We start from the raw sequence: 23,252 nt of genomic DNA, 5'->3' as shown, positions 1-23,252 counted from the left end.
AGCAGATGCTCACACTCTAGCGAGGAGCACGCGGTGAACGCGTCACCACTCGAGCCGTCCGTAGACACAGGCCAAGACCTGCGCCTGTTGGTACGCGCGGCCACCATGTACCACCTCGACGGATTGACCCAGGCCGAGGTCGCCGCCCGGCTCGGGCTGTCCCGTGCGACGGCGGGACGGCTCATTGCCCGCGCCCGGGCCCAGGGCCTGGTGCGCGTGGTCGTCGATGCGCCGCCTCACCTCGCCGGGTCCATCCACACCGAGGAAGAGCGGATCCTGGAGAAATTGTTCGGTCTCGACGAGGCGCTCATCATCGATCAACCCGCGGACGGGTCGGCCGCCGGCAATGCGGCACTCGGTCGCGCGGCCGCGTCAGCCCTGGTCCGCCGGCTGAAGCCAGACGACACCCTCGGGTTCACCTGGGGACCGGAAACGGTCGCGACCGCAGATTCGATCGGCCCACGAGCAGCGACCTGCAAGCGTGTGGTGCAGATGGACGGTTCGATGACCTCGGTCGAGTACCACACCGGGGTCGATCAAGCGCTGTCCCGCTTCGCCGAGCGACTGGGCGCACAGCCACTCCGACTGATGACGCCGCTGTACGTCGATTCAGAAACAGTCACCGCAATGAAGCGTGATTCGATCATCGCCCAATCACTTCGGGCGGCCGAAGAATCGGACGTCATGGTCTTCGGCGTCGGATCGGTGTCGACCTCGACCACCCTCTTCGAAGGTGCCTACCTCGACACCGCCATTCTCGACGAACTCGCCGGCCTCGGTGCGGTCGGCGAAATCGGCGGCCGGTTCTACGACGCCGACGGGATCCCGGTCTCCTCATCCCTCGTCAACCGCACGGTGTCGATACCGCTGGAGATCGTGCGCGATTGCCGCACAACGTTTCTCGTGTCTGGTGGAGCGCACCGCCAAGAGTCGATTCTGGGTGCTCTGCGGGGCGGGATGGTGACCACGCTGGTGACCGATCTGACCTGCGCGCACTGGCTCATCTCGCAACAGAAAGGTCAACCATGACTGGGTTACCCGGGTCGCGCGCAGACGGCGCCGACACAACCGGCTCGCGGCGGCGGAGAAAAAGCCGACTACTCGGGCCACTGGCGCTGGTGACGGCTGTCGCGTTGACAGCAACAGCGTGCGCCGGCGCCGGCTCGTTCACCGACGGTGGCGACGATGCCGTCACGATAGCGATGGTGTCGAATTCGCAGATGCAGGACGCGGTTTCGCTGTCCGATCAGTTCGAGGAAGAGAACCCCGGCATCAAGCTGAAGTTCGTCACCCTGTCCGAGAATCAGTCCCGCGCGAAGATCACGGCCTCCGTGGCCACCGGCGGCGGTGAGTTCGACGTGGTGATGATCAGCAACTACGAAACCCAGATGTGGGCCGAGAACGGGTGGCTCACAAACCTGACCCCGTTCATCGAAGCCAGTCCGGACTACGATCCCGACGATTTCATCCCGACACTCAAAGATGCTCTCTCGTATGAGGGAAACATGTACTCGGTCCCGTTCTACGGCGAGTCGTCGTTCCTGATGTACAACAGGAAGATGTTCGCCGACGCGGGCATCACCATGCCTCCCGAGCCCACCTGGCCAGAGGTCCAAGAGGCCGCCAAAGCCCTCAACAAGGGTGATGTCTCCGGAATCTGTCTGCGCGGAAAGCCGGGGTGGGGCGAAACCCTCGCACCGTTGGACACCGTGATCAACGCCTACGGCGGCCGCTGGTTCGATGAGAACTGGAATGCCCAGCTCGACAGCCCCGAAGTCAAAGAGGCGGTCCAGTTCTATGTGGACACTGTCCGCAAATACGGCGAACCCGGCGCCGCCTCAACAGGTTTCCAGGAGTGCGCAAACCTGATGTCGCAGGGCCAGGTCGCCATGTGGTACGACGCGACCTCGGCCGTATCGGTACTGGAAAGTCCCGAGGACAGCAACATCGCCGGTGATGTCGGGTATGTACCGGCACCGGCAATGGTCAAGGGAGACAACGGTTGGCTGTACACCTGGTCGCTCGGCATCCCGGAGAGCAGCAAGAAGAAAGAGGAAGCCTGGAAGTTCATCGAATGGATGACCAGCAAGGACTACATCAGCATGGTTGCCGATCAGCTCGGTGCCAGCCATATCCCGCCCGGTAGTCGTCTGTCGACCTATGAGCTACCGGCATACAAGGAGATCTCCGGAGCCTTCGCCGAAGCGACCCTCGAGTCGATGCGGGCCGCAGATCAACAGCATCCGACCGTGGATCCGGTGCCGTACACCGGGATCCAGTTCCTGGCCATCCCCGAGTTTCAAGACCTCGGTACCCGGGTGAGCCAACAGATAAGCGCGGCGATCGCCGGACAGATCAGTGTCGACGAAGCGCTCGAACAATCCCAGAAGTATGCCGAGGTAGTGGGCGAGTCTTACCAGAAGGAGCAGTGAGGACATGGCCACCACACTCGCTGAACGAGGTGCCGAGCCGAACCCCGGATCGGCCCCGCCACCGATAACATCCAAACGCGACAACATCTCACGCGCTGAGGGCTGGCGCCGCCGGGGTCCCCTGCTCCCGGCCATGATCTTCATGATCGTGGCCACCCAGATCCCGTTCATCGTCACCCTCTACTACTCGACCCAGTCGTGGAACCTCGTCCGACCCGGATCACGAGAGTTCAACGGACTCAACAACTACGTCGACGTCTTCACCGACAGCCAGTTCCGCACAGTCGCGTGGAACACGGTGGTCATGATCGTGGGGACAGTCATCCTCTCGGTACTGCTCGGACTGTTCTTCGCAATCCTGCTCGACCGCAAGTTCATCGGCCGCAGCGTCGTCCGCACCCTGCTGATCACCCCATTTCTGCTCACCCCGGTCGCGGCCGCACTGCTGTGGAAGACCAGCCTGCTCTCCCCCACCAACGGCCTGGTCAACTGGGCCCTGAGCCCCTTCGGCGTCGAGGACACCGATTGGCTCAGCAAGTTCCCCCTGGCGAGCGTGATGGCCGAATTGATCTGGCAGTGGACACCTTTCATGATGCTGCTGATCCTGGCCGGCCTGCAGTCCATGCCCAAGGACATCCAGGAGGCCGCTCGAGTCGACGGCGCCACCAGCTTCCGGCTGTTCCGCGAGCTGACATTGCCCCACCTGCGTAGGTTCATCGAACTCGGTGCGGTACTCGGCGCCATCTATCTGGTCAACACCTTTGACGCCGTGTACATGATGACCGCAGGTGGTCCGGGTGTGGCCAGCTCCAACCTGCCGTTCTACATCTACCAACGCGCATTCCTCGGCTTCGACGTCGGTCAGGCCGCAGCGATGGGTGTGGTGACGGTGGTCGCCACGATCATCCTGTCCACCCTCGCGTTGCGCCTTATCTTCAAGAGCTTCAGCAAAGAGGAGGGAATCTGATGTCCACCACACTGAACAAGTTACCGGCACAGCCACACACCGACATCAAGGACATCAAGAAGCGACGCAATCCGGGCGGGGCCCTGCTGACCACGTTCACCTGGATCCTCGCCATCGGATTCTTCTTTCCGGTCGCGTGGATGGTGCTGACCGCCTTCAAGCAGGAGAGCCAGGCAGCCACCGACCCACCGACCTTCTTCTTCACCCCCACGCTCGATCAGTTCAAGGAGGTCTTCGACGCCGGCGTCGGCACCGCACTGCTGAACTCACTGTTCGTCACCGTCGTCTCCACCACCTTCGTTCTGCTACTGGGTGTTCCGGCCGCCTTCGCGCTGTCGCTGCGACCGGTGAAGAAGACCACCGACGCGCTCTTCTTCTTCATCAGTACAAAGATGTTGCCGGTGGTCGCGGTGATCATCCCGCTATACGTCATCGTCGGTCAGATCGGCATGCTCGACAACGTCTGGACTCTCATCATCCTGTACACGTCGATGAACCTCCCGATCGCGGTGTGGATGATGCGCTCGTTCTTCCTGGAAGTCCCCAAAGAAATACTCGAGGCCGCAGAAATCGACGGAGCCAGCCTGTGGACCTCGGTCCGCGAAGTGATCTTGCCCCTCGTCTCACCGGGTATCGCCGCCACCGCCCTGATCTGCGTCATCTTTTCGTGGAATGAGTTCTTCTTCGCGGTGAACATGACAGCGGTCAACGCCCAGACAATGCCGGTGGCGCTCACCGGATTCATGTCCGGGCAGGGACTCTACTGGGCCCAACTATCCGCCGCCTCGGTGGTCGCCGCCGTGCCGGTGGTCATCTGCGGCTGGATCGCACAAAACAAACTCGTCCGCGGCCTTTCCTTCGGCGCAATCAAGTAACCAGGAGCATCATCATGGCAACCATCAGCTACGAAAACGCCTGCTGCGTCTACCCCGGCGCCGATTCACTGGCCGTCGATTCTCTCAACCTCGACATCGAGGACGGCGAATTCGTCGTTCTCGTCGGACCTTCCGGTTCGGGGAAGTCCACCGCCCTGCGCATGCTGGCCGGACTCGAGGAGATCGACAGCGGCGCAATCAAAATCGGCGGCGACAACATGGTCGGCGTGGCCCCCAAAGACCGCGACATCGCCATGGTCTTCCAGAACTACGCCCTCTACCCCAACAAGACCGTCGGCGAGAACATGGGATTCGCACTCAAGATGCGCGGCATCGGCGTCGAGGAACGCAAGCGCAAGGTCGCCGAGGCCGCCAAAGTCCTCGACCTCACCGAATACCTCGACCGCAAACCCGGAAAACTCTCCGGCGGCCAGCGCCAGCGCGTGGCGATGGGGCGGGCCATCGTCCGTGAACCGCAGGTCTTCTGCATGGACGAACCCCTGTCGAACCTCGACGCCAAACTGCGCGTCCAAACCCGCACCCAGATCGCCGCGCTGCAACGCCGCCTGGGCACCACAACCGTCTACGTCACCCATGACCAGGTCGAGGCCATGACCATGGGCGACCGGGTCGCGGTGCTGAAAAAGGGTGTTCTGCAACAGTTCAGCACGCCCACCGAACTCTATGACCGGCCGAAGAACGCCTTTGTGGCCGGCTTCATCGGCTCGCCGGCGATGAACCTGTTCACCGCTCCGGTACGCGACGGTGTGGTCACCGTCGCCGGATCCACCATCGACCTCGACGACGACTCGACAACCCTGCTCGAGAAGTCCGGTCTGCAGGAGGTGACCGTCGGAATCCGGCCCGAGGAACTCGCGCTCGCCGAAGGCAGCGACGGCCTCGGCGTCACGGTCGCGCTGCTCGAAGAACTCGGCAGCGAAACCTACGTCTACGCCAATCTGGAAGACCCCAACGTGCACACCCTCGACGGCGGTCGCCTCAGCCTCGTCGCACGTTCACCGCAGCGCTCGCCCGCGAAGATCGGCGAGGCGGTCCGGCTGCGGCAGATCAGCGGCAAAGTGCATCTCTTCCACCCTGAAACAGGAGAACGCATCAGCCTGTAGGCACACCCCCATCGTCAACCAAAGGTTGACGACACGCGGATCGTCAACCTAGCATTGACGCATGGCACAAGAACCCACGCAGATGACCAATCCGGTGCGCCTCGACGACTTGATATCCAACATCAAGGCAGTTCATCCCGACGCACTCGATCAGCTGTCGAACGCCGTGATTGCCGCCGACCACTTGGGCGAGGTGGCCGATCATCTCATCGGGCACTTCGTCGATCAGGCCCGACGCAGCGGTGCCTCGTGGTCCGAGATCGGACGGAGCATGGGGGTGTCCAAGCAGGCCGCGCAGAAGCGGTTCGTTCCGAAAGACATGCCGTCATCGAACGACCTGGACCCGTCCCAGGGTTTCAGCAGATTCACCCCGCGGGCCAAGAACGTGGTGATGGCGTCCCAGAATGAGGCGCGAGCGGCCGGGAACGCGGAGATCAGCCCGACCCACCTCGCGCTGGGCATCCTTGCTGACCCCGAATCCCTTGCAAGCAAGGCAATTTCATCCAATGGGGTGTCACTCGACACCGCGCGATCAGCTCTCACCACGACCTTGCCTTCACCGGTGACCGACCTACCCGACCTCACGCCCTACGACAACGATGCCAAGAAGGTCCTCGAACTCACGTTTCGGGAAGCCCTGCGATTGGGCCACAACTACATCGGGACCGAGCACATCTTGCTCGCGCTCCTCGAGCACGAGCACGACGACGGCGTACTCAACCGGCTCGGCCTGACAAAACCCGTAATCGAAGACAGTGTTGTAGCCGCCTTGGCAGACCTCTGAATGGCGAACCCACCGCCATTCAGAGGCCCCCGATCAGCCAGCGGGAGCGGGTGCCGGTGCCGGAGCGGTGGCGTTCGGATCTGCCCCGGTACCCGGTTCGGTTGATCCCACACCCGTGCTCGACGGACCCGGATCCATCTGGGAGACAAGCCATTTCCCGTCGTGCTTCTCCAGGGTCAGCTCGAACATTCCCAGGTTGGTCACCGGGGTGGTGGCCACGCTGCTGGTGCCCGTGATCTCGGCGACCACCAGCGTGGTGGCCGTATCCTTCGTGTTGGACACCACGCCCGACGACCAGATCTCGGGTGTGATCTTCAGCTGCATCGACGCGATGTCGGACTGCGTCTTCTCCCGCTCGTTGAGGAGGTTGTCCCGGAACGCACCTGTGGTCAGTGGCGACATCTTGTTGACGTACTCACCGGCCGTACTGGTGTTCATCGAATCAAGCAATTGGGTGACGAAGTAGTCGGACGCAGCCTTCGCATCCGCGGCCGCGTCGAGCTTGGCCCGGTCCGACTTCCAGTTCACGCCGAAGAAGATCACGGCCCCGAGCAGTGCAACGACGACCACACCGGCAAGCACCTTGCCGACAACCGCGAGGCTGATGGTGATCTGCTTGCCGCTCTTCGCTTTCGGGTCACTCTCGACCCGCCCCGGAACGGGAGCATTTGTTGACGGCTCATCAGCAGTCGCCTCAGCAGCAGCGGGCTCAGGGTCCACAGTCGCGGTCGCCTTGCGTCGGGGCTTCCCGCTCGGCTTCTTTCCGATCGAGACACCCTCGGTGGGCTCGCTTTCGGATTCGGGATTGTTGTTCTCGGCCATACGGCGTTTCTACCTCATCACAATTGTCAGACGGCGGCGCGTGCTACACCGCAGCTCAGCCCAACGGGGCGGTACGTGCATTCGGATCGAAGTTCGGGGGCGGCCCGGCGGTGTCATCACCGGGCGGACGTGGCGCGTTGGCGGCTCCGCGAATATCCTGCGTCTCGTCTTCCGTCACGCAGTACAGGTTGACCGGTACCGACGCCTCGAGGACTTCGGTCGGTGATTCCGGCAGCACCGGATATTGGCAATACGGACGCGGATAGATCGACCCGAACGCCCACCAAGCCCCGTCGTGGAACATCGCTTGCGCGGTGATCGAACCATCCCGGATAGACGGGAACAGATTCACCAGGGCCGGGGCCCGCAACGCACCCTGCTCGGCGATGTCGAGGAACTGCGTGAGCACACCCGTCAGCGGATCGGTCAGCTGATTCAGGGATCCGCTCAAGGTTGTCAGCTGCGCCGGCGCATTGCCGAGGAACGCACGCAACTCCTGATCAGACGCGACCAGGGCGTCGATCAGTCCGGCAACTCCACCGGTGAGGGTTCCCAGATCAGGCTGGATGCCGGCCGTCGTCTCCAGGATCGTGCCGCTGTTCTGGATCAACTTGACGGTCTCCGGAAGCACCCGATAGAGATCGGTGAAAATCACGCCGCCGCTGTTGAACAACGCGCGCAGTTGGTTCTGGCCGCTGCTGTCGAGCGCGATGTCGAGTTCATTGATGGTGATGCTCAGCTTGTCCGGATCAATCTGCCGGACCACGTCGAGTGACGACTCGAGCAGTTTCGGGAACGCCACCGTCGACGACGTCTGCGTCATCGAGATCTTGTCACCGTTCGAGAAGTACGGTCCGTCAGCGGTACTGGGCTGGAAGTCGACGTATTGCTCACCGACAGCGGACAACCCGAGCGCCGCGATGTGCGAGTCCTTGCTGATCTTGTACTTGGAGTCGACGACGACCGTCACCTCGACCGAAGTCGGGGTGGTCCGGATCTTCTCCACCGAACCGATCGGCGCCCCCCGCAGCGTGACATCCGAGGTGTCTTGCACACCACCCGAATTGGCGAACTCGATGGTCAATTTGTAGTGGTCGTCCAGCGGCCGCCAACCCAGCACACCCAGGCTCAGATAGCCGACGCCGACGAACATCACGAGCACCAGGGCAAGGTTCGAGAGCAATATCTTGTGTTTCAGCAACCAGGCTGTCATCGCTCGCCCCTCACCCACAACATCCGCGGGTACCGGTCAGACGCGCCAGCACTCGGGTGAGCGTCTGTTCCAGGCTGTTGACCCCATTGGTGAGATCCTCCATCTCGGGAAGCCTGCTGCGGGAATCGAATCCGAAGCCTGGCGACAGGTACCAGACCCTCGCCGACACGGTCGCAGCACTGCCCGGCGTCGCATCGACCCACTTCGGGGTCAGGACCCTGAGCTGGTCGGCCAGCGGACCGAGCTCGCCGGCGGCGCGTCCGAACGCGTCGACGTCGGCCGCGAGGTTGTCGGCCATTTCCACTGCGTTCTCGCTCTGGGTGTCCAAGAAATCGTTGAGCGCATCGGTGACCGCCTTGGTCTTGTTCATCGTCGTCACGATCGACGGGATCTGACCGTTGACCACAGCCAACGCCGGACCCACCGTGTTGATGGATGCCACCAACTGGTTCCGGCCGTTGGCCACGTCGGTGGTCACTCCGTTCAGGGACTCGAGCGAGGTGTCGATCTCCTCGGTGTTCATCGCAAGCCGGCTGACACCGGTGGTCAGACCCTGGATCAGACCGGTCAGTTCCGGCGACTTGCCGCCGATCGCGTCGGAGAGCTCGTTGACGATTTCGGTCAGGTATTTGATCGCGCCGCCGTCGACAAACGCGGTCGCGGTCACCAGCAGATCCTCCACAGTTGCCGCTTCGGTCATGTCTCCGGTCAGCGTGTCACCCGACTGCATCACTGCCGCAGAGGGGGCTTCCTCCGGCGGTAGCAATGCCACGAACACGTCGCCGAGCGGCGTGGCCTGGCGGAGCTGAGCGCCGGTGCCGACCGGGAGCTCGATGTCCTTGCGCACGAGCATGGTGACGTCAGCCTGGTAGTTGTCGGCGGTGATCGACTCGACCAGCCCGACGTCGTTGCCGTTCAGCTTCACCTTCGCCCGCGACGGCAGGTTGAGTGCATTCCCGAACGAACCCTTGATCTCGTAGCCGTCACCGACCCCACCCGGTGCCGGCATCGGGAGCTGCTCGATGGTCAGTGAGGGGATCGCGCCACACCCCGACAACAACATCGTTGCTGCCAGCGCGGCGATCACGGTCGCCCGCAGCCGGTTTCTGGTCTGCTTCACGTTCCTCATTTGTTCAACTCCAACAACGCCGAGAACACTCCGAGGTCCGGCCCGAAATCCTTCAATTTGCCGGTCCGGCAACCATCTTTCTGCAGGTTGATCGCCTCACAGAATGTCGTGAGCAGCTCGTTGTCGAACAGCGACTTGTCCACCAAAAGCTGTGCCCGCCAAGCTCCTTGTTCGGTCGAGACCGAGTTCGCGAGGTTCTCGAACGCCAGCGGCGCAACATCGATCGTGTCCACCAACTGCCGCGAATAGTCGCTCAGGTTGCTGATCAGTCCGGCCAGCCGGCCCATCGAGCCACCGAGCGTGGTGGTGTTCGCCTCGAGGAATGTGGCGGTGTTGTTGAGGGTCTGGTTGAGTGCCTCGAGTGTCGCCTGCAGACCGGGCGACTGCTCCCCCAGCATGCGCGACACATCGGTGAGCGACGCCGAGAATGCAGTCATCTTCGGGTAGTTGTCCACGAGTGCGGTGGTCAGCTCCGACATGTCCTTGATCACCTCGACCAGGGCGTCACCATTGTCGACACCGACCTGCGCAAACTTGTGCAGCTCCTCGATCGTCGTTTCCATACGCTGGCCGTTGCCGTCGAAGATGCCGGCCGAAATCGTCAGCATGTCGCCGAGCGGTCCGTTGCCGTCGGGATCGGATTGGAACTCCTGGACCAGGTTGTCGATCGAGTCGAACAGGGTACCGATCTCCACCGGCGACTTCGCCTTTTCCAATGAGTCACCGTCGGAGAGCTTCGCCCCTTCGACAAACGTCGGCGACAACTCGATGTGTCGGGTCGTCACCAGGGAGGTGTTGATGATCGCTGCGGTGGCATCGGCGGGAATCGGGACGTCCGAGTCGACGGTGAACTCGACTTTCACATGTTGACCCTGCGGCGTGATGGACAGAACCCGGCCCACCGGCATCCCGAGCACCGACACGTCGTTGTCGACGTACAGGCCGGCGACACTGTCGAAGTAGGCGGTCAGCTTGATCGATTGTCCCGCAGCGTGTTTCCAGCCCTCGGGAATCAGTGAACAGCCCGAGCCCACCAGCGCTGTGGTGAGCAGAACCGCAACGATGACGGTGGTCCGGCGCAATTCCGCCGTGGTTCGATTCAGCATCCTGGCACCACATTCGCCAAGCAGAGCCAGTTGTCGGGGAACACACCCCACGGGAGATAGCCCATCGCATACGGGCCCGAGCCGGTGGTGTTCGCGATCGCGCGAACCGTCAACGGCAGCACCTCGAGGAGGTGACGCAGGTTGTCCCGGTTCTTCTCCATGCCCTCGGAGATCGTGTTGAGGTTCATGACAAGCGGAGCGAACTCGTTGTTGTTCTCCGCCGCGAGGGCTTCCATTTCGTTGGACAGTTCGGCAACCCCGTCGAGCAGACGCACGACCATCTCCTGCCTGGTGGCGATCTTCTGGGCCAGCAGCTGCCCCTGCCCGACGATCACCGCCAGTTGGTACTGAGTGCTGTTGACCACGTCGGTCACCGTCGCAGTGTCCTGGATCAGCATGTTGACCTGGTCGGTGCGATCGGTGATCACCTGCGACATCTGCGTCAGCGCATCCAACGTCTGCCGGGTGACACCTGGCGCATCGGCCAGCTGCTTGTTCAGCGCGTCGACGCTGTCGGCGAGATCACCGGCGTTGATCTCGGCCAGGATGGGGGTGCCACGCTCGATGGTCTTCTGCAGGTCATATGGCACCTGCGTGTTGGGGATGCGGGAGCCACTCAGTTCCTCGGTCGAATCCCCGATCTTGAGGTCGATGAACCGCTGTCCCAGCAACGTGGAGAGTTTGATCTCCGCCGAACCGTCGACCATCACCTCGACGTCGTTTTCGACCTCCATGTCGATCTTGACGTGATCGCCGGCCAACTCGGTCGACGAGACCTCGCCGACATCGATGCCGGCGACCCGGACCTTGTCCCCTGCCCGGATGCCTCCGGCCTGAGCGAAGTCCCCGGTGTACTCACGTTTGCCGATGCCCGCGTCCGACAACGCGAACGTCGCCAGAACGATGACCAGCAACGCCACCGAGCCGATCACACCGAGCCAGGTGTACCGATTCTTGTGCCAGCTCGATCGCATTCGATCCGAACTCACCGCGCTCATCGGCACACCACCGAGTGTTCGCTGCCGCCGATCGAACTGATCAACCCCGGCGGGAACAGCACCCCACCGATGGATACGTCCAGGTCACACGCATAGATGTTCAGATAGTTGCCCTGACCCATCACCATCGGGAAGTGCACGAGGAACAGTGGGAGGTCGATGGCCAACTGGTCGAGTTTGGCGCCGACACCGATCAATTCGCTGGTCGTGGTTCTCAGGCCGGTGCCGATGGAGTCGATATCCGGACGGATCTGGCCGATCAGTCCACCCAGGCGATCGGTCGCACTGCCGATGCTGTCAACTGCCGCGCCCAGCGCGGGCGAATTGGAATTGAGGCCCTCGATCAGTCCTGCCAAGTTGGTCACGAGCCCCTGCATCTGTTCGCCTTGCGAACTCAGATCCCCCATCACCGCACTGAGATTCGTGATGATGGCCGCGATCACCTGGTCACGGTTGGCAAAATCGGCTGCGACCTCTCCGACCTGCGCGATCGTGTAACTCAGGGAAACCTGATTGCCCTGGAATGTCTGGACCAGACTCTCCGAGAGCTGATTGACCTGCTCCGGTTCGAGGGTGTCGAACACCGGCTGGAATCCGGCCAGCAGGGCCGACACGTCGAAGGAGTCCTGCGACGGTACCTGCAGCGTCGAACCCTTCTTCATCTTCTGCTGCTCGGGTGCGTCCTCGACGAGATCCAGTCCGAGATACCGCTGTCCGATGAGGTTCTGGTATTTGACCGAGGCCTGGGTGTTGGTGAAGATCGTCTGGTCGTCCTGGACCTCGAATTTCACTTCGGCGCGGTCGCGGTCGAGTTTGATCGACGCCACCCGCCCGACGCGGACACCGGCCATCCGGACGTCGTCACCTTCGTGCAGACCGGACACGTCGTTGAAGTAGGCGGTGTATTTGTCCGTGTCGCCCGGGACAGAACGCTCGAGCGTCGACCAGATCGTCCAGGTCAGCACGAGTGCGAGGACCGCGAACAGACAGAAGCGGATCAACGGCTTGCGGTAACTCATCTCCCACCTTCCTGAACCTGTACGGATTGCACCAGCGGACCGAGCATCAGCGTGTCGGCCGCGGACGGCTCGCGTTCCAGCGCGGCCTCCAATGTCTTGTTGTCGCTGGCGGTCGTGACCACACCCGGTTGTCCGGTCGACGTACCGTTCGCGTCGGTGGTCGCACTGGCCGGGGTGATCGCCAGCGGGCCCGAACTGGTGGGCCCGGTACCGGTGCCTGGTCCGGTGCAACCCGGGCCCCGGGTGATGCCGTATTCACCGCCGTTGTACACGGGGCAGTTCTGGTGCTTGTACATCTGGAACGGGCTGAAACTGACCCCGATGTTGAGCATGGGCTTGCCGTTGGTACCGGTGAACACGGTCAGCACCTTGCCGGCGAGAACGTTGAGCGCACGCAGACCTTGTGGCAGTGCCTCGGCGTCCACCGCGATCGCCCCGGTCATGATGTTGAGGTCGTTGACGATGCGGATTCCACCATCGCCGTTGCGCGCGAACAGCGTCTGCAGCCCGTCGATCATGCCCTGTGCGGCGGTCAAGGTGCTCACGAGTTCACGCTGACGCTCGATGATCGTCAGGGACGGCACGACCGCTCGTCCCATCGCGTCGAGGAGTTCGGGTGTCGACTCTTCGATCCCCCGCATCGACTCGTTGAAGTTGTCGAATCCCGGCGGCGCCCCGTCGGGGAACTGTGCGTTGATCTGTTCCCAGTACTGATCGAGAGTTCCGACGAATGCGCTGAACACATTGCCGCCACCCCGCAGCGCTTCGGCGATGGTGCCCAGGACGCGACCGATCTGTTCCGGCGGTACCGCCGTGAACAATTCGCGGAGTTCGTTCTGCACCGACTGCAGTGCGATCGTCTCCTTGGACTCGTCCGCGACGATCTTGCTCCCGGTCGACAGATGACCGGCCGGTTCGGTCGGTGGGATCAGCTCCACCGAGTTCACTCCGAACAGGTTGCTCGGAACCGTGCGGGCGGTCACGTTGGCCGGAATGCCCGGCGCCTGCTCAGGAATGATGTTGATGTTCACGTTCGACAACGTGGTGTCGGTGGCGTCGATCGACGTGACCGCACCGACGATGAGCCCGTTGTACCGCACATCGGCCTGGCTGACCAGACCGTCCCCGATGTCCTCGAGGCTCGCAGTCACCTCGACCTTCTCGTCGAAGGCCCCGTCGTATCGCAGTGCCAGTACCGCCAGGATCAGCACCACGATGATCACGAAGGCGACGCCGCGCAGAAGGTACTGCGTCGACGATGGGTTTCGTCCGGTTGTGTCTACCTGCATGCCGTCACCCCGAAATCCTGATGCCAGGTGACAGACCCCAGAAGACCAGCGTCAGCAGAAGGTTCGCGAAGACCAGCACGATGATCGACAACCTGATCGCGTGGCCGGCGGCCACCCCGACACCCTCCGGACCACCGGAGGCGAAGAAGCCGTAATAGCACTGGATGAACGTCGTGAGCATGACGAAGATGACAACCTTGATGACCGAATAGACCATGTCGCGGGACAGGATGAACTGGGAGAAGTACGACAGATAGACGCCGTTGCCCTGCCCGCTCTGCAACTGGAACATCACCTGGCACGCGATGTAATTCGCGGCGAGGGAGACCGAGTACAGCGGGATGATGCAGATGACGGCTGCGATCATCCGGGTGGTGACGAGGTACGGCATCGGGCGGATGGCGATCGATTCGAGAGCGTCGATCTCCTCACTGATGCGCATCGACCCGAGTTGTGCGGTGAAGCGACAACCGGATTGCGCCGTGAAAGCCACGGCGGCGAGGAGCGGCCCGAGTTCGCGGGTCGTGGCGAACGCCGACACGGCACCGGTCACCGGTGACATGCCGAGCAGGTTCAGCGCTGTGTAGCCCTCGATACCGACGGTGGCGCCACCCATGATGCCGAGCAGGATGATCACACCGATCGTGCCGCCGCCGACCACGATGGCGCCGTTGCCCCAGGTGACGTCGGACAGCAGACGCCAGATCTCTTTGCTGTAGTGCTTGAACGCGATCGGGACCGCACCGACCGACCGAACCAGGAAGGTGACCTGGTGGCCCATCAGCACCAGGACGTCGCGAGGTCCCTCATAGACCTTTTTCCCCAACTCGACCGGTTTGAGCGCCGGGGGCGTGTACTTGGACGCAACCATGTCAGACCACCCTCGTCGGGACGAGCACGGCAAAGATCTGGGTCAGGATGACGTTGACGGTGAACAGCAGGATGACCGAATTGACCACGGCCGCGTTGACGGAGTTCGCAACACCGGAGGGCCCGCCCTTGGTGCTGAGCCCGCGATCGCACGACACGATGGCGACGATCGCCCCGAAAATCACCGCTTTGAGAATGGCGAACGCAAGATCGGCCGGACTGGCAAACGACGCAAAGGTGCCGGTATAGCTACCCGGCGTACCTCCCTGCGCGTAGACGTTGAACACGTAACCGGTGACGAAGCCGATGAAGCAGACGAAACCACAGAGCAGGAAGCTGACGACCATCGTCGCGAGCAGACGCGGGGAGATGAGTCGCTGGGTCGGGTTGACGCCCATCACCCTCATCGCGTCGATCTCATCGCGGATGGTGCGGGAACCGAGATCGGCCGCGATGGCCGAGCCGACCGCTCCGGCGAGGAGAAGCGACGTCACCAGCGGCGCGCCCTGCCGGATCACACCGAGACCGGTGGCCGCACCCGAAAACGATGTGGCACCGATCTGATTGGCGATGTTCCCGACCTGGATCGAGACGATCACGCCGACGGGGATCGCCACCAGCAATGTGGGGACGACAGAAGTGTTCGCCATGAACGCGCATTGGCGGATGAACTCACCGAACGGGAACCGCCGTTTGACGATGTCGACAAAGAGAACTTTGAAGACTTCGAGAAACAGCGTCATCTGGCGGCCGAAGGTCTCGAACGAGGCAACTATGTGCTCGCGAAACCACCGCCTCAGCGGTCCCTGCTTCTTGCGCGTCACGGCAGCTCCCCCGCTGCCTGACGTCACGGATTGTGTAGTCACACCCTGCCTTCGTTGTCCCCGCCACACGTAACCGCATCATGTGAGTTCGCTCATACTGCCACATGGATATCAAACCAACCGTCGAACACGCATACCTTCTGCGAAAGCCGGAGGCGTAATGCAAGTTATGCAATACGTGACTCCGGTGAGCTCCCCCAAATATCGGCACTGCGCGTAGTCACACTAGCCCACGTCTTCGTCTGAGTCGCCATTCGGTGCGATTGACCGTTAACTTAGCGCATTGCCGGCAGCAGATGCGAGCAATTGGACGAACAGCGATCTTCGCGTCGAGGACATACGGTTTGGGGGTGACGCTTCTACCGGTGTGGGCCCCCGCTGCGCAGCAGATGCACGTACTGATCGACGGATCGAGATATCAGATGGTGCCGCGCTCCGGCGGCTGGTGGGACTCTCCGGTGGACGCACCACCCGGCGCCCGGTACGGATACCTGATCGACGGCGCGACCGAGCCCGTCCCCGATCCGCGTTCGGAGCGTCAGCCCGACGGCGTCCACGGACTCAGCCAGGTCCACGACGTCGCGCCCGAGATCTGGACCGACGTCGACTGGGCCGGCCGCCGGGTCGCCGGGGCCGTCATCTACGAACTGCACGTCGGCACGTTCACACCCGCCGGGACCCTGGATTCGGCGATCAGCAAACTCGACCACCTGGTTGGACTCGGTGTGGAGTTCGTCGAACTCATGCCGGTCAACGCGGTCAACGGCATCCACAACTGGGGCTACGACGGCGTCGGCTGGTACGCGGTCCACGAGCCCTACGGCGGTCCCGACGCGTTGGCGCGGTTCGTCAATGCCGCGCACCTGCGCGGACTCGGCGTCATCGTCGACGCCGTCTACAACCACCTGGGCCCGTCGGGGAACTACCTCCCGAACTTCGGCCCGTACCTGACCTCCGGCGCCAACTCCTGGGGTCAGTCGGTGAATCTGGACGAAGCCGACTCCGATGAGGTTCGTGAGTTCATCATCGGCTCGGCGCTGCGCTGGATGGACGTATTCCATGTCGACGGTCTCCGCCTCGACGCGGTGCACGCCCTCGTCGACAGGACCGCACTGCACCTGCTCGACGAGCTGCAGATCCGCACCGACGAACTCTCGGCCCGGGTGGGCCGTCCCCTGTCGCTGATCGCGGAGAGCGACCTCAACGACCCCACCCTGATCACCCCGCGTGAGCTCGGTGGATACGGTCTTGCCGCGCAATGGAGTGACGACGTCCACCACGCGATCCACACCGCGGTCTCCGGTGAACGCCAGGGCTATTACGCCGACTTCGGAAGCCTCGAATGTCTGTCCACGGTCCTGCGGGAAGGCTTCTTCCACGCCGGTACCTACTCGTCCTTCCGGCGCCGTCGGCACGGCGCGGCGATCGATCCGGCGCGGGTCGCGGCCACCTCGCTGGTCGCCTACACCTGCAATCACGATCAGATCGGCAACCGCGCGATCGGTGATCGACCCGGCGAATACCTCAGTGCCGGTCAGCTCGCGGTGAAGGCGGCGCTGGTCCTCACCTCCGCATTCACCCCGATGCTGTTCATGGGCGAGGAATGGGCGGCGAGCTCCCCTTTCCAATTCTTCACGTCCCATCCGGAGCCCGAACTCGGCGAGGCCACCGCCCGGGGCCGGAAGTCCGAGTTCGCCGAACACGGCTGGGATGCCGCCGAGGTCCCCGATCCGCAGGACCCGGCGACCTTCGAAAGGTCGAAACTGCAGTGGGACGAGATCGAAGTCGGCGAGCATGCCCGGGTCCTCGACTTCTACCGCAGCCTGATCGCCCTGCGCGCACGCGAACCCGAACTCGCCGCGGACACCTTCGACTCGGTCGCCACCGACTGGGCCGCAGACGGCACGTGGTTCGCGTTGCATCGCGGCGGGATCACCACCGTCGTGACGATGACCGAGAAGTCGGTACCGCTACCGGTTGCCGGCACCGTCCTGCTGGCCTGGGAACCCCCGGCCCCGGACAACACGATGTCCGGGCACAACGCGGTGATCGTGCGCCGCGACTGACCGACCGGCACCAACGCAAACGAGCCGGAATAACAGGACGAGCCGCATATTTGTGGCTCGTCCTCGTATTTCCGGCTCGTCTGGGGGTTGGAGTGTGCGTCAGGTCAGGTAGCGATACGCCGGGGACCCGGGTTCGAGGCGCTCGCAGGTCAGGCGCGAGTGGTCGATGCGGCCGAGCAGCGGCCCGAGACCGTCCGGCGATCCGAGTTCCACACCGACCAGCGCTGCCCCGGTCTCCCGGTTGTTGCGCTTGACGTACTCGAACAGCGTGATGTCGTCGTCGGGGCCGAGGACGTCGTCGAGGAATCGGCGCAGTGCGCCGGGTTCCTGCGGGAAGTCCACGAGGAAGTAGTGCTTGAGCCCACGGTGTACCAGGGACCGTTCGATGACTTCGCCGTACCGCGAGACGTCGTTGTTGCCTCCCGAGAGCAGGCACACCACATTCCAGCCCGGTTCGATCGGGAGGTCGTCGAGGGACGTCACCGACAGGGCACCGGCGGGCTCGGCGATGATGCCCTCGTTCTGGTAGAGCTCCAGCATCGCCGAACAGATCGCACCCTCGTCGACGTGCATGATGTGCGAGCCGCCGACGGGCAACTTGTCGACATCATGGTGAACCGTGCTGAGCGGTGGCAGGTCCGGATGTGAGGCGACTGTCGCGCCGGCGGCGAACATGACCTGATGGCCGATTTTCCCGATGCGTTTGACGGCGGCACCGTCGACAAACGAATCGATCTTGTTCAAGGTCACCGGACCGCCCTCGACGAGAGCCGCGGACAGCGAGATCGCACCGGTCGGTTCGACACCGACGATCCGCACGTCCCCACTGTGCGCGCGTAGGTAGGTGGTGATTCCAGCCAATGCGCCACCGCCGCCCACCGGCACGACCACGAGATCGGGCATCACACCGAGCTGGGCAACGATCTCTTTGGCGATGGTTCCCTGCCCGGCGGCGGTGCGGGTGTCGTCGAACGGGTGGATCCAGGTGGCTCCGGTGGCAGCGACATCGGTCAGACCCGCGGCCGCGGCGTCGTCGTACGTGTCTCCGACGGCGATCAGTTCGACGAATTCCCCACCGTGCCAGCGAATCCGGTCGCGTTTCTGCTTGGGAGTGTTGGTCGGGACGTAGATCCGGGCCCGTATTTCCATGGTGCGAGCCGCGTAGGCCACACCCTGCGCATGGTTTCCGGCGCTGGCAGCGACCACACCGGCGGCACGCTCGGCCTCGGTCAGCTGTGCCATCACGTTGTAGGCGCCGCGAATCTTGTACGAACGCACCAACTGCAGATCTTCACGCTTGAGGTAGACCGTCGCGCCCGTGCGCGCCGACAACCGCTCGCAGAGTTGCAGCGGCGTGGCGACGACCACGTCACCGAGGCGTTGGGCCGCCGCGTCGATGGCGGCGGCATCCAGAGGTTGAGCGATGCTGTTGTCGGTCGAAGATCCACTAGTCACGGCAGCAATCGTCTCACTTCGCCCAAACCCTGGTACCGCCGCCACACCTGCCCGCGTTCAGGCGGGTTCGAGCACAAATACCGGGATCTGGCGATCGGTTTTCTTCTGATAGTCGGCGTACGGGGGATATGCCTCCACCGCACGCTCCCACCAGATCGCCTTTTCGTCGCCGAACACCTCACGGGCGACCATGTCCTGCACCTTGGGACCATCCTGCAGCTCGACCTGCGGGTGTGCGACCACGTTGTAGTACCACACCGGATTCTTCGGCGCCCCACCCAACGACGCGACAACCGCATAGTTGCCCTCATGCTCCACCCGCATCAGCGGAGACTTGCGGAGCTTGCCGGATTTGTTGCCCAGCGTGGTGAGCACCACGACCGGCATACCGTTCAGCACTGTTCCCTCGGTACCGCCGGACTCCACGATCTGGTCGGCTTGCTTGCGCGCCCAGTCGGTGGGACTCGGTTCGTATTCACCCTGCAGTGGCATCGATCCTCCAAATGTTCATGTGCACGAACCGCGTGCACGAATTAGTGGCAACGTCCCACGCCGGGCCGATATTCCTGGCCCCGGTGAGTTCTGATGCCGCGCTAGACACTCAAGCAGGACGGACCCAGTAGCGCCTTGAGGTCGCCCATCAGCGCCGACGTGGGGTTGACGCGGAGCTGATCGTCGAGTTTCAGCGTGGTCTCCTTGGACCCGCTGGTGAGCCGGACATGTACATCTGACGTTCCGGGATGGCGGACGAGCACCTGCTTGAGCGCGCTGACCCGGTCGGCGGTACACAACCTCGTCGGCATGATCAGCGACACCGGCTTGGCGACGCCCACATGCGAAAGGTCAGGCACGGCAAGATCATTCGCGGAAATCATCATGCTGTCATCGCGCAGGTTGACCCGCGCCTTCACCAGCACCACCGCGTCGGGGGCGATGTCCATGCCAAATGCCTGGTAGGCCCGCGGGAAGAAGTAGACCTCGACACCGCCGACCATGTCCTCGATCTGGACGACGGCGTACGACTCGCCCTTCTTGTTGACGCGCCGGGTGACCGCCGAGATGATGCCGCCGATCACGATCTGCGCGCCGTCTTTGGCATTGCCTTCGAGCAGCGAGGTGATCGACGTGTCGGTCTGGGCCGAGATGACGTGCTCGACACCGTTCAGTGGATGCCCGGAGACATAGAGCCCCAACATCTCTCGCTCGAGCGCGAGTTTGTGTTTGGTATCCCACTCTTCGTCCGGGACCTTCACTGCGAACGCATCGTCGGTGACACCGCCGCCGCTGTCGCCACCGGCGTCACCGAACAGGTCGAACTGTCCGATCGCCTCGGCCTTCTTGGTTCCGAGGACCGCATCGACGGCATCGGAATGAACCAGGAACAGGCCCTTGCGCGGATGATCGAGCGAGTCGAAGGCACCGGCCTTGATGAGCGACTCGGTGACCTTCTTGTTGCAGGCGGTCACGCTGATCTTCGCCAGGTAGTCCGAGAAGCTCGTGAACTTCGACTTCTCTTCGCGCGCTTCGATGATCGACGCGACCACGCCACTTCCGACGTTGCGCACCGCGGCCATACCGAACCGGATGTCTTCACCGACGGCGGAGAAGTTCTGCTGCGACTCGTTGACGTCCGGCGGCAGCACCGTGATCCCGAGGCGACGGCAATCGGCCAGGTAGATGGCGGCCTTGTCCTTGTCGTCGGCCACCGAGGTGAGCAGGCCGGCCATGTACTCGGCCGGGTAATGTGCCTTCAGGTACGCGGTCCAGAACGAGACCAGGCCGTAGCCGGCAGCGTGCGACTTGTTGAACGCGTATCCGGCGAACGGCAGGATGGTGTCCCACAGCGCCTTGATGGCGGCTTCGGAGAATTCGTTGTCCAGCATGCCTTGCCGGAAGCCGGCGTAGGCCTCCTCGAGCACGGACAGCTTCTTCTTACCCATCGCGCGGCGCAACAGGTCGGCCTGTCCGAGCGAATATCCGGCGACCTTCTGAGCGATCTGCATGATCTGCTCTTGGTAGACGATCAGGCCGTAGGTGTCCCCGAGGATCTCCTTGAGGGGCTCTTCGAGCTCGGGATGAATCGGGCTCACCGGCTGCTTGTTGTTCTTGCGGTCGGCGTAGTCGTTGTGGGCGTTCATGCCCATCGGACCCGGCCGGTACAGCGCCAGCACGGCGACGATGTCACCGAACCCGGTGGGCTGCATACGTTTGAGGAGCTCACGCATGGGCCCACCGTCGAGCTGGAAGACGCCGAGCGTGTCGCCGCGCGCCACCAGCTCGTAGGTCGCCGGGTCGTCGAGCGGTAAGGCATCGAGGTCGAGGTCGAAGCCGCGGTTGAGCTTGATGTTGTCGATCGTGTCGCCGATGACCGTGAGGTTGCGCAACCCCAGGAAGTCCATCTTCAGCAGGCCGATCGCCTCACACGACGGGTAATCCCAGCCGGTGATGATGGCGCCGTCCTGCGGGCGCTTCCACACCGGGATCGCCTCGGTCAGCGGCTCGGACGACATGATCACCGCACAGGCGTGGACACCGGCGTTACGGATCAGGCCTTCGAGCCCGAGCGCGGTGTCATAGATCTTCTTGACATCGGGATCGGTCTCGATGAGCGCACGGACCTCGCTGGCCTCTTTGTACCGCTCATGGCTGGTATCGGTGATACCGGCAATCGTGATGTCCTTGGCCATGATCGGCGGCGGCAGCGCCTTGGTGATGCGGTCGGCGATGGCGTAGCCGGGCTGGCCGAACTGGACGCGGGCCGAGTCCTTGATCGCGGCCTTCGTCTTGATGGTTCCGAAGGTGATGACCTGCGCGACCTTGTCGCTGCCCCACCGCTCGGTCGCGTACCGCACCATGTCACCGCGGCGGCGGTCATCGAAGTCGATGTCGATATCGGGCATCGACACGCGCTCGGGATTGAGGAATCGCTCGAACAGCAGGCCGTACGGAATCGGGTCGATGTTGGTGATGCCCAGCGCCCAGGCGACCAGTGAGCCGGCCGCCGAACCACGGCCCGGACCCACCCGGATCCCGACCTCGTTGGCGTGCCGGATGAGGTCACCGACCACCAGAAAGTAAGCGGGGAAACCCATCTGGATGATCACGTCGAGTTCATAGCTCGCGCGGTCGAGGTATTCCTGCGGGACCTCGCGGTCCGGGAACCGCCGGGTCTTCAGACCGTGCGCGACCTCTTTGCGCAAGAAGCTCGGCTGCGTGTCACCCTCGGGCACCGGGAAGATCGGCATGCGGTCGCGGTGCTCGAAGACCTCGGCGTAGCTCTGCACGCGCTCGCCGATGAGCAACGTGTTGTCGCAGCCACCGGGCACCTCTTTGTCCCACAGCTCGCGCATCTCGGCCGCCGACTTGAGGTAGTAGCCGTCGCCGTCGAACTTGAATCGGGTCGGGTCGGACAGCGTCTTGCCGGTCTGCACACAGAGCAGTGCTTCGTGGCTGGCCGCGTGCCCCTTGGTGACGTAGTGGCAGTCGTTGGTGACCAGTGGCGGGATCCCCAGCTTGCGCCCCACCTCGAGCAGCCCGTCCCGGACCCGGCTCTCGATCTCCAGCCCGTGCTCCATCAGCTCCAGGAAGAAGTTCTCTTTGCCGAAGATGTCCTGCCACTTGGCCGCGGCTTCGAGGGCTTCGCGGTCGTGACCGAGCCGCAGCCGGGTCTGGACCTCACCGGACGGACATCCGGTGGTCGCGATGATGCCGTCGGCGTGCGCCGCGATGACCTCGGCATCCATGCGGGCCCACTTGCCGAGCTGGCCTTCGATGGACGCCAGCGACGACAGCTTGAAAAGGTTGCGCAGACCGGTTGCGTTCTCGGCGACCATCGTCATGTGCGTGTAGGCACCGCTACCCGAGACGTCGTCGCCCTTCTGCTCCCGGCTACCCCACAGGACACGCTTGGTGTTGAAGCGCGATTCGGGGGCGATGTACGCCTCGATACCGATGATGGGCTTGACACCCATGTCGGTGGCGACGTTGTAGAACTCACTGCCGCCGAACATGTTTCCGTGGTCGGTCATGCCGATCGCGGACATCTCCAACCGAGTGGCCTCACTGATCATCGGTTTGACCTTGGCCGCCCCGTCGAGCATCGAGTACTCAGTGTGGTTGTGCAGATGGACAAACGAATCCGACACGCGCTACCTCTCAATTCGAACTCTCGAATGCCACCGGACACCACCGCCGAGAGCGGGTCGCGGACGCAAGGTCTTCAGTCTAGGCGGGGGTACCGACGAGCTCCGGCAGGCGCGGCGGCCACCTCCGGATGTAG

At 63.2% G+C, this 23,252-nt stretch carries 19 protein-coding genes; 7 read left to right on the top strand and 12 right to left on the bottom strand.

Annotated elements, in window-relative coordinates; all coding sequences use genetic code 11:
* The first annotated feature begins 33 nt into the window (after window positions 1–33).
* The 6 genes from H290_RS0105765 (at window position 34) to H290_RS0105740 (ending at window position 6,182) form a co-directional block, all read left to right on the top strand.
* Window positions 34–1,029 (top strand): sugar-binding transcriptional regulator, encoded by a 996-nt coding sequence (locus tag H290_RS0105765; RefSeq protein WP_036518006.1) that lies wholly within the window; start codon window positions 34–36, stop codon window positions 1,027–1,029.
* On the top strand, window positions 1,026–2,432 hold the full coding sequence (locus tag H290_RS0105760) for a sugar ABC transporter substrate-binding protein (RefSeq protein ID WP_081631493.1): 1,407 nt from the start codon (window positions 1,026–1,028) through the stop codon (window positions 2,430–2,432). Before H290_RS0105765 ends, H290_RS0105760 begins: the two co-directional genes overlap by 4 nt.
* 4 nt (window positions 2,433–2,436) lie before the next feature.
* Window positions 2,437–3,399 (top strand): carbohydrate ABC transporter permease, encoded by a 963-nt coding sequence (locus H290_RS0105755; RefSeq protein WP_020105822.1) that lies wholly within the window; start codon window positions 2,437–2,439, stop codon window positions 3,397–3,399.
* On the top strand, window positions 3,399–4,274 hold the full coding sequence (locus tag H290_RS0105750) for a carbohydrate ABC transporter permease (protein ID WP_020105821.1): 876 nt from the start codon (window positions 3,399–3,401) through the stop codon (window positions 4,272–4,274). The genes H290_RS0105755 and H290_RS0105750 overlap by 1 nt, the downstream gene beginning before the upstream one ends.
* A 14-nt stretch (window positions 4,275–4,288) precedes the next feature.
* Window positions 4,289–5,398 (top strand): ABC transporter ATP-binding protein, encoded by a 1,110-nt coding sequence (locus H290_RS0105745; RefSeq protein ID WP_020105820.1) that lies wholly within the window; start codon window positions 4,289–4,291, stop codon window positions 5,396–5,398.
* A gap of 61 nt (window positions 5,399–5,459) precedes the next feature.
* Window positions 5,460–6,182 (top strand): Clp protease N-terminal domain-containing protein, encoded by a 723-nt coding sequence (locus tag H290_RS0105740; protein WP_020105819.1) that lies wholly within the window; start codon window positions 5,460–5,462, stop codon window positions 6,180–6,182.
* A gap of 33 nt (window positions 6,183–6,215) precedes the next feature.
* Here H290_RS0105740 and H290_RS27890 read toward each other — a convergent pair whose 3' ends face one another.
* The 9 genes from H290_RS27890 to H290_RS0105695 are packed head-to-tail and all read right to left on the bottom strand — an operon-like array spanning window position 6,216 to window position 15,494.
* Complete coding sequence (locus tag H290_RS27890) at window positions 6,216–7,004, bottom strand: hypothetical protein (protein WP_020105818.1); 789 nt, start codon at window positions 7,002–7,004, stop codon at window positions 6,216–6,218.
* Between the two features lie 55 nt (window positions 7,005–7,059).
* Complete coding sequence (locus H290_RS0105730; RefSeq protein WP_020105817.1) at window positions 7,060–8,217, bottom strand: MlaD family protein; 1,158 nt, start codon at window positions 8,215–8,217, stop codon at window positions 7,060–7,062.
* A 10-nt stretch (window positions 8,218–8,227) separates the two neighbouring features.
* Window positions 8,228–9,346 carry an MlaD family protein gene (locus tag H290_RS0105725; protein WP_020105816.1) on the bottom strand — a complete coding sequence of 373 codons (1,119 nt, stop codon included), beginning with the start codon at window positions 9,344–9,346 and terminating at the stop codon, window positions 8,228–8,230.
* Window positions 9,343–10,452 carry an MCE family protein gene (locus tag H290_RS0105720; RefSeq protein WP_020105815.1) on the bottom strand — a complete coding sequence of 370 codons (1,110 nt, stop codon included), beginning with the start codon at window positions 10,450–10,452 and terminating at the stop codon, window positions 9,343–9,345. Before H290_RS0105720 ends, H290_RS0105725 begins: the two co-directional genes overlap by 4 nt.
* Window positions 10,446–11,450: an MCE family protein gene (locus H290_RS0105715; protein ID WP_231373506.1), complete on the bottom strand. Its 1,005-nt coding sequence runs from the start codon at window positions 11,448–11,450 to the stop codon at window positions 10,446–10,448. The genes H290_RS0105720 and H290_RS0105715 overlap by 7 nt, the downstream gene beginning before the upstream one ends.
* The gene (locus H290_RS0105710; protein ID WP_020105813.1) at window positions 11,447–12,469 is read right to left on the bottom strand and encodes an MCE family protein; all 1,023 of its coding nucleotides are present in this window, start codon (window positions 12,467–12,469) and stop codon (window positions 11,447–11,449) included. Before H290_RS0105710 ends, H290_RS0105715 begins: the two co-directional genes overlap by 4 nt.
* Window positions 12,466–13,758: an MlaD family protein gene (locus tag H290_RS0105705; RefSeq protein ID WP_020105812.1), complete on the bottom strand. Its 1,293-nt coding sequence runs from the start codon at window positions 13,756–13,758 to the stop codon at window positions 12,466–12,468. Before H290_RS0105705 ends, H290_RS0105710 begins: the two co-directional genes overlap by 4 nt.
* 4 nt (window positions 13,759–13,762) lie before the next feature.
* Window positions 13,763–14,629, bottom strand: a complete 867-nt coding sequence (locus H290_RS0105700; RefSeq protein ID WP_020105811.1) for an ABC transporter permease — start codon at window positions 14,627–14,629, stop codon at window positions 13,763–13,765.
* 1 nt (window position 14,630) lies between these two features.
* Window positions 14,631–15,494, bottom strand: a complete 864-nt coding sequence (locus H290_RS0105695) for an ABC transporter permease (RefSeq protein ID WP_028462836.1) — start codon at window positions 15,492–15,494, stop codon at window positions 14,631–14,633.
* Between the two features lie 308 nt (window positions 15,495–15,802).
* Here H290_RS0105695 and treZ point away from each other — a divergent pair, with 308 nt between their 5' ends.
* Window positions 15,803–17,518, top strand: coding sequence for a malto-oligosyltrehalose trehalohydrolase (gene treZ / locus H290_RS0105690; protein ID WP_028462835.1), 1,716 nt, complete (start codon window positions 15,803–15,805; stop codon window positions 17,516–17,518).
* Window positions 17,519–17,617: 99 nt separating this feature from the next.
* On the opposite strand, the gene ilvA is transcribed toward treZ, so the two are convergent.
* From ilvA to dnaE, 3 genes are all read right to left on the bottom strand, one after another.
* A complete protein-coding gene (gene ilvA / locus H290_RS0105685; RefSeq protein WP_020105808.1) occupies window positions 17,618–18,973 on the bottom strand; it encodes a threonine ammonia-lyase IlvA in 1,356 nt (451 codons plus the stop codon).
* A 57-nt stretch (window positions 18,974–19,030) separates the two neighbouring features.
* Window positions 19,031–19,465: a nitroreductase family deazaflavin-dependent oxidoreductase gene (locus H290_RS0105680; RefSeq protein ID WP_020105807.1), complete on the bottom strand. Its 435-nt coding sequence runs from the start codon at window positions 19,463–19,465 to the stop codon at window positions 19,031–19,033.
* 101 nt (window positions 19,466–19,566) lie between these two features.
* The gene (dnaE, locus tag H290_RS0105675) at window positions 19,567–23,118 is read right to left on the bottom strand and encodes a DNA polymerase III subunit alpha (RefSeq protein WP_020105806.1); all 3,552 of its coding nucleotides are present in this window, start codon (window positions 23,116–23,118) and stop codon (window positions 19,567–19,569) included.
* Window positions 23,119–23,252 lie beyond the last annotated feature (134 nt).

Origin of the sequence: Nocardia sp. 348MFTsu5.1, from assembly GCF_000383535.1 — a bacterium.
GTDB lineage: Bacteria > Actinomycetota > Actinomycetes > Mycobacteriales > Mycobacteriaceae > Williamsia > Williamsia faeni.
This window is presented reverse-complemented; position numbering and strand designations above follow the sequence as displayed.